This is a genomic window from Syntrophales bacterium (assembly GCA_030018935.1).
Lineage (GTDB): Bacteria > Desulfobacterota > Syntrophia > Syntrophales > CG2-30-49-12 > CG2-30-49-12.
Genome location: JASEGZ010000067.1, coordinates 1 through 7,761, shown reverse-complemented (window position 1 = coordinate 7,761; position 7,761 = coordinate 1). Strand labels below are relative to the sequence as shown.

Annotated in this window: 6 protein-coding genes; all 6 read left to right on the top strand. The window is 48.7% G+C overall.

Going from position 1 to position 7,761, the window contains the following annotated elements; genetic code table 11:
* Positions 1–126 precede the first annotated feature (126 nt).
* On the top strand, positions 127–2,373 hold the full coding sequence (locus tag QMD03_09645; GenBank protein MDI6777474.1) for a CHASE2 domain-containing protein: 2,247 nt from the start codon (positions 127–129) through the stop codon (positions 2,371–2,373).
* A gap of 52 nt (positions 2,374–2,425) precedes the next feature.
* Positions 2,426–2,632 (top strand): hypothetical protein, encoded by a 207-nt coding sequence (locus tag QMD03_09640; protein ID MDI6777473.1) that lies wholly within the window; start codon positions 2,426–2,428, stop codon positions 2,630–2,632.
* Positions 2,625–2,978, top strand: a complete 354-nt coding sequence (locus QMD03_09635; GenBank protein ID MDI6777472.1) for a methylmalonyl-CoA mutase family protein — start codon at positions 2,625–2,627, stop codon at positions 2,976–2,978. The genes QMD03_09640 and QMD03_09635 overlap by 8 nt, the downstream gene beginning before the upstream one ends.
* Before the next feature lie 13 nt (positions 2,979–2,991).
* The gene (locus QMD03_09630) at positions 2,992–3,396 is read left to right on the top strand and encodes a cobalamin-dependent protein (protein MDI6777471.1); all 405 of its coding nucleotides are present in this window, start codon (positions 2,992–2,994) and stop codon (positions 3,394–3,396) included.
* 35 nt (positions 3,397–3,431) lie between these two features.
* The gene (alr, locus tag QMD03_09625; GenBank protein ID MDI6777470.1) at positions 3,432–5,393 is read left to right on the top strand and encodes an alanine racemase; all 1,962 of its coding nucleotides are present in this window, start codon (positions 3,432–3,434) and stop codon (positions 5,391–5,393) included.
* Between the two features lie 95 nt (positions 5,394–5,488).
* A partial coding sequence (locus tag QMD03_09620; protein ID MDI6777469.1) for a helicase-related protein occupies positions 5,489–7,761 on the top strand: 2,273 nt, incomplete at its 3' end.

The following is a 7,761-nucleotide window of genomic DNA, read 5'->3' as shown; positions in this document are numbered from 1 at the left end:
AACAAACCGGACAGATTGTGTGCTACAAACCGGACATATCACGTGTTACTAACAGCCACCCTACTTTGTCTTGACTTTCAAAACTGGTCTGCTATGATTTTCCAAACTTTTTAAGGAAGTATGGGAGTGAACAAACAGATAAGAAGGTTCCTGTCAATATCACCTCTGAAGATAACTTTCTTTGTTATTTTGATAGCCCTTGTATTATTCTTCATGGATGTTCCCTTCCTGCGGTTTATGGAATTGAAGGCCCTCGATTTGAGAATGCTCTCCCGGGGGGAAATCTCTCCTGGAGGCGAAATCGTTATTGCGGCGATAGACGAGAAGAGCCTGGCTGAACTGGGGCGGTGGCCATGGCCGAGGACGACGATGGCCAGGCTCGTTGATGTCCTGAAGGCATACGGGGCCAAGGTGGTGGGATTTGATATCGTTTTTGCTGAACCCGATGAAAATTCCAGCCTGAAAACCATCATTGCCCTTTCAAAAGAGCTCAAAAATATCGGGATTCGGGACGTGAGATTAGATAGATTACTGACAAAGGAAAAAACGATGGCCGATACCGATGCCAGTCTGGCTAAAGCGATCGAGCGGGCAGGGAATGTCACCCTCGGTTATTTCTTTCATATCTCAAAAAGGGATGTTTCCTACCTCACGAACGAGGAAATCGAGGCAGAGGCCGAAAATATCTCCAGTTCCAGATACCAGATGATCCAGGCAAAAGTAACACCGGATGAATCTGCCCTCGTCCATGCCTATGCCGCGGTGGCAAACCTGAAACCTCTTTCCGAAGTAGCCGAAAACAGCGGTTATTTTAATGCATTTCCCGACAGTGACGGGGTGATCAGATGGTCTCCCCTGGTCATCAAATTCCAGGACAACTATTATTCACCGCTGGCTTTGTCTCTATTACTTCAGTATCTCGATTGGCCTATGCTCACTCTGAACTTAACTGAATACGGTGTGGAGGGGGTGAAGATAGATAGGCTTGAGATTCCCACCGACGAGACAGGGAGGATGCTGATCAACTACCTCGGCCCGGCAAAGACTTTTCCCCATTATTCGGTTTCCGATATTATCGGCGGCCGTCTCTCTCCTGATCATTTCCGGGGTAAAATCGTGATCGTGGGCGCCACAGCCATCGGGATTTACGACCTCAGGGTAACACCCTTCAGCACCGTTTACCCCGGGGTAGAGATACATGCAACCGTAATTGATAACATCCTCCGGCAAAACTTTCTTCACCAATCCTTCTGGACGAAATTTTTAGATTTCTGTGCCATTATCTTCTTCGGTCTGATCACAGGTATCGTCATTCCCCGGGCGAAGGCTGTCTCCGGGATGATCCTGAGCTTTCTCATCATCAGTGCTTTTATCATCACGAATACTTATGTTTTTTCCCATTATAACATCTGGTTGAATCTCATCTACCCGGTTCTGACAATGCTGGCGGTCTATCTGGGCATAACCGTCTATCGGTACATTACTGAAGAGAGAGAAAAGAAGAAGATACGGGGTACTTTCCAGTATTACCTCACCCCCTCCGTCATCACTGAGATGTTGAAAGACCCGTCAAAACTTAAACTGGGGGGGGACAAAAAAAACCTGACGGTACTTTTTTCCGATATCAGGGGGTTTACTACTGTATCCGAGAGGTTAGCGCCTGAAGAGCTTGTACACCTGCTGAATGAGTATCTGACGGCCATGACTGATGTGGTATTCAAATATGATGGTCTCCTCGATAAGTACATGGGGGATGCAATTATGGCCGTATTCGGAGCGCCCCTCGAGCAACCCGACCATCCGAGGAGGGCGTGCAGAACTGCCCTTGATATGATGGAGGAATTGAAAAATCTGCAGAAGAAATGGGTGGATGAGGGGCGGCCGGTTCTTGATATCGGTATCGGTATCAACAGCGGTGATATGGTGGTAGGTAACATGGGTTCGAAGATGCGGTTTGATTACACCGTCATGGGGGACAGTGTGAACCTCGGTTCCAGACTGGAAGGGATTAATAAGGAATATGGAACAAACATCGCTATCAGTGAATACACGTATGTCGCCGTCAAGGATGTTATGTTCTGTCGGGAGTTGGATTCAGTCAGGGTCAAGGGGAAGAAACTCCCCGTGAAAATTTATGAACTTCTGGGGGAAAAGAAAGACGGGCAGGGAGAGGAATTTGCCAGGCTTTTTGAGGAGGGGCTGGCAAAATATAAACAGGGCCAGTGGGATGAGGCGCGAGCCACCTTCCATGAGGTTTTAAAAGTCCGACCCGGCGATCCCCCTTCAGAGTTGTACATCAAGAGATGTGAGGAACTTAAAGAGAATCCGCCTCCCGCCCCATGGGACGGTGTCTTCACCATGACGAAAAAATGACTAACCGGAGGGAAAAAATGGAGGGAAAAGGCGCAAAAAGGAGATTTGAGGGATGTCCACGCCCGTATTTTATGCTTCTTTAGTGGCGGCAATGGAAGATTGGGGCTATGATTTGAAGAATCTCAGCGGTTCAATGATAAACGAGCCGATGTATATGTCCATTGCGGTGTATGACTTTGATCCCGAGACTCCTTTTGATCCTCTGGATGAGAAAAGAGATAGAAAAGAACGCACAGCGGGAGCAACGGGAAATGGATGAGAAAAAGAGGATAATAGTGGGACTAAATGAGTTCGTGGTACCGGAAGAGGAAGAAGTACCGATCAGGATACGCATGGACCGGACAATCGAGGAGCAGATGACCACTGCTGAGACGCTGAAAAAAAGAATAGAGAAATTAAAAGCTAAACGGGACCAGAAAATGGTTAAGGACGCAATGGAGCGGTTAAAAAGCGAGGCAGGTAAAGGAGAAAGGCATAATCTGATTCCCGCCATAAAGGATGCATTAAGAACAGATGCTACCTTTGGGGAGATACTGGGTGTGCTAAGAGTAGCTAATGGGTATAGCTATGATCCTTACAAGATGATAGAAAATCCCTTTGTATGAGGGGGCAGGGGAGATGGGAAAGAGGAAAATACGTGTTCTCGCTGCTTTACCGGGCATAGAAGGGCATGATAGAGGAATAACCCTCGTATGCCAGGCATTAAGAGGTGCTGGCATGGAAGTAATATACTTGGGTAGATTCAATACGCCACAAAAAATAGTGCATGCGGCAATAGAAGAGGATGCGGATGTTATTGCGTTGAGCTATCTTGGAGATCACCTGTACATGAGATTTTTTACGCAGGTAGTAGAATTGTTAAAGGAGAATAGAGCAGAAGATATCAGTGTAGTCGTTGGGGGACGCATTACGCCAGAAAATAGACCAAAACTAAGAAAAATGGGCATAACCGGCTTTTTTGGCCAGGGCACTCCTCTGGATGTAATAGTAAAGCATGTCTTTGAGGTGGGTGAACATTCGTAAGCCTCGATACTTACGGCCGGCAATTGACACACAACATGCCATCAAAAGAGAAAGAGAAATATAGGAGCTGGGTCGAGGTTGATCTGGACAACTTCAACCACAACTGGGATGAGATAAAAAGGCTGGTTGGTCCTCGAGTTAAGATCCTCCAGGTAGTCAAAGCAGATGCCTATGGTCACGGGGCAATTGAGATTTCCAATTGTGCCCTGAAAAAAGGCGCCGCTGTTCTGGGGGTTGCCAATGCCGATGAAGGCGTGCAGCTTCGGGTAAGCGGGATCACGGCGCCCATACTGATCCTGAGCCCATCCACGGATTCCGAGATCAACGAAATCATGAAGTACAATCTGATACCGTCGGTATCGGATCTGCAATTTGCCCGACAACTCCAGAAGAGATACAGAAAGGCAGGTATCAGGACACCGATCCACATCGAGGTAGATACAGGTATGGGGAGGGATGGAACGATGCATCATGAAGCCTTCACCATGATTCAGGAAATCCTTGGATTTCCCAATATCATCGTGGAAGGCATCTTTACCCACCTTGCCGCAAGTGAGGTCACCACCGACTACAATGAGATGCAGTGGAACCTTTTCCAAGAACTTCTTGACAAACTGGAGGGACATCGTATCTATATTCCCATCAAACATATATCCAACAGTGGCGCCATCATGAACTTCCCCCATTTTCATCTCGATATGGTGCGGGCCGGTATCATGACTTACGGGATCCATCCCTCGCCGGAAACAGAGACGAAGGCAGATCTTGCCCCGGTCATGAGCTTCAAGACCAGGGTGGTCCTGATTAAGGAATTCCCGAAAGGATACAGCATCGGTTACGGCAGATCTTATATCACGAATCGTCCCACCAGTATCGCCACCATACCGGTCGGATACGGTGACGGATACGGGTTCATCCTTTCCAATCAAGGCGAGGTACTGATCAGGGGAAAGCGGGCGCCAATTGTGGGACGTATCTCCATGGACATATGTACCGCCGATGTTAGTCATATCAAAGATTGTCGGACTGGTGATGAGGTTGTCCTGATGGGGCATCAGGGTGAGGAGTACATCTCTGCCAATGAAATTGCCAACAGGGTAAAAACCATTAGCTATGAGATTCTCTGTGCCCTGGGAAAGCGGGCACCACGTATTTTTCTACAAAAGGGGAAAACAGATACCATAGAGCCGCGCCTACGGAGGATATTCATCCCGGATGAGGAGAAATCTATCTCCCGGATTGACAACATCATCCGATGCTGTTTCCAGACAAGGGCACGGAATGCAGAGTTCGGCGACGCCATATACTATGAAATGTTTGAGACCCTTTTCGGCAAAGAAGATCGTCAGTTAGAACTGAGGACCGACTTCAGATACGACATAAATGTCTCAGATCTTACAGGGCAGGAGACGGTGGACCCTCTCGCGGAGGATTACTTCAAGGTGATCACCCATATCGAGTATACGAAGACCATCAAAAATCATATCTTTATTATCGGCTGTGCCACAAATAGCGAGCAACTGGCCGCTCTTTTCGAGGATAAGCGATGCGAATACCGGTGGCTTCTGGATCACGGGGGCGATCCCGTTACGGAAAGGGATTTCCAGGCCAGTCGAGTACGGGTACGTATTGACAGACAAGAGGTCCCGATTATAAAGATAGAAAACACGGAAAAGGGTTACGAGGTCTGGTGCGGCGGGGAACAGCTCAGGGGAAAGTTGAACAGGCCCGTCAAGGTGGAGATTGAAATCGCTACGAGGAAATCCAAGAAAAGCAATGACTTCTCCGTCTATCTCGTGTACCCTACGAGGGGACTGGAGATATCGTTCAACTATGGGGGGACAATCATCAAGAATGTGCGTGAAGTCAGTTTCTTTGCCGGTAAGCGCCCTTATCCGGAAATTATCAGGGAAGAAGGAAAAGCGATCAAGCTGAGGATCAGTGAAGATGAATGGATATTCCCCAACAGCGGTGTTACCTTTATCTGGGACCTTTGAAAGGAGGCCCGGAGAATACCCTACGAAGCCCTTAAAGAAGAAATTGATTTTTAACCACCACTTTTGTACCAAGTAATGCACGAGGATGGACAAAAGTGCATACCGATTTGACATTTATTACCAACGAACCGAACCGAAACCTTCTGGAAAGGTTCAATGTCCTCATCAAAGACACCCGTTTTTTTGATGTCCTCGTCGGGTATTTCTATTCAAGCGGATTTTACCGTCTTTATCAGCCACTGGAAAGTACGGAAAAGATCAGGGTTCTCATCGGCATCAGCACGAACAAACAAGTCCTTGATTTAATCCAACAATCACGCATTCCCATCCAGACGTCCTTTCAATTTTCCCACGCAGAAGTAAAGGAACAGTTTTCCGAAGCGATTGCTAACGAAATGGCGATTTCTGAAGATGACGCAAACATCGAGCAAGGGGTTTATAAATTTATCGAATGGCTGAAAAACGGCAAACTGGAAATCAGAGCCTACCCTTCGGAAAACATCCACGCCAAGCTGTACATCATGACGTTTGCCGAAGGAGACCGCGATGCCGGCCGGGTCATCACCGGTTCCAGCAATTTTACCTCTGCCGGTCTTGTCGAGAATCTTGAGTTCAACGTAGAGCTGAAGAACAGGGCGGACTACGACTTTGCCCTCGCCAAGTTTAATGAGCTTTGGGCTGTGGCCGTGGATGTATCGAAGCCCTACGAAGACACCATCGTCAATCGGTCGCCCTTCGCTCATTTCACGCCCTATGAGCTTTACCTCAAATTCCTGTACGAGTACTTCAGAGATGAGTTGAACCGACCGGATGAACTGGAAGACATCTACGTTCCCGACGGATTCAAACGGCTGAAGTATCAAGAGGAAGCCGTTATCAGCGCCCGTAAAGTGCTCCAGGAATACGGTGGCTTGTTTTTGTCAGACGTTGTGGGGCTTGGCAAGACTTACATGGCAGCTTTGCTTGCACAGCAACTGGACGGACGTTCGCTGGTGATCGCGCCGCCCCATTTGCTGGACAAGAACAATCGCGGGTCATGGCCGAATGTCTTCGGAGACTTCCGCGTGCCGCACACCGATTTTGAGTCCATCGGCAAATTAGAAGATTTGCTGGAACGCGATGTATCGAAGTATGCCAATGTATTCATCGACGAGTCGCATCGCTTCCGCACTGAGACGAACCAGACCTACGAAATGCTTGCCCAGATCTGTCGCGGTAAACGGGTAATTCTGGTCTCTGCAACGCCGCTGAACAATACCCCACGGGACATTCTCAGCCAGGTCAAGCTATTCCAGAATGGCAAAAACAGCACCATCCCGAACGTCCGCAACCTCGAAGCCTTCTTCACGCGCCTTGAGAAAAACCTCAATGGCCTCGACCGTCAGACCGACCGCGAACAGTACTTTGCGGCAGTCCAGGTTAATGCCAAGGCGACACGCGAGAACATCCTCAAGTACTTAATGATCCGGCGCACGCGGAACGAAATCATGAAATACTACGGAGAAGACCTGAAACTCCAAGGCTTTAAGTTTCCTGACGTCGCTGACCCCGAGCCTCTTTTCTACAAGTTCAGCATGACCGAAAATGACATCTTCAACGAAACAGTTCGTTTGATAACGCAGGCATTTGCATACACCCGTTATAAACCCTTGACTTATTACGAGGGCAAACGCGAACAGCGCGAGGTACAGAGCCAGCGAAACCTGGCGAAGTTCATGAAAATCCTCCTGATCAAACGCCTGGAGAGCAGCTTCCACGCATTCCGCCTGACCCTCGAGCGTTTTATCCGTTCCTATGACCGCGTCATTGAGGAATTCAATAAAGGCCATGTTTATATCAGCAAGAAACACATCAACAAAATCTTCGACCTGCTTGAAACCGACGACCAGGAAGCCATCGACCACCTGCTTGAAGCCGACAAGGCTGAGCGGCTGGACTCAAAGGACTTCAACAAAGACTTCATCCGCGACATGGAGAGTGACCGGAAGATCCTGCGTACGGTTCACGACCTCTGGAGACAGATCACGCGCGATCCCAAATGGGAGGCCTTTCGTGAGGTTCTCCGCAGTGAACCCAGTCTGAAGAAAGGCAAGATCATCATCTTCACAGAATCGAAGGAAACGGCTGAATATCTTGCCGGGCGGATTGCCGACGAAGTTGAGCCCAAGGTATTGCTGTTCACCGGCAGTTCCGACGAGACCGTCCGCAAGGAGGCCATCGCTAACTTTGACGCCCGCGCGTTTCAGCCCAAAGACCAATACCGCATTCTGGTAGCCACCGAAGTGCTTTCCGAAGGCGTCAACCTGCACCGCTCCAACATCGTGATCAACTACGACATCCCGTGGAATCCGACCCGTCTCATCCAGCG

Excerpts from the sequence above, each read along its gene's own strand:
- QMD03_09640 (MDI6777473.1), top strand. The coding sequence starts at position 2,426 with ATGTCCACGCCCGTATTTTATGCTTCTTTAGTGGCGGCAATGGAAGAT.
- QMD03_09635 (MDI6777472.1), top strand. The coding sequence starts at position 2,625 with ATGGATGAGAAAAAGAGGATAATAGTGGGACTAAATGAGTTCGTGGTA.
- alr (MDI6777470.1), top strand. The coding sequence starts at position 3,432 with ATGCCATCAAAAGAGAAAGAGAAATATAGGAGCTGGGTCGAGGTTGAT.
- QMD03_09630 (MDI6777471.1), top strand. The coding sequence starts at position 2,992 with ATGGGAAAGAGGAAAATACGTGTTCTCGCTGCTTTACCGGGCATAGAA.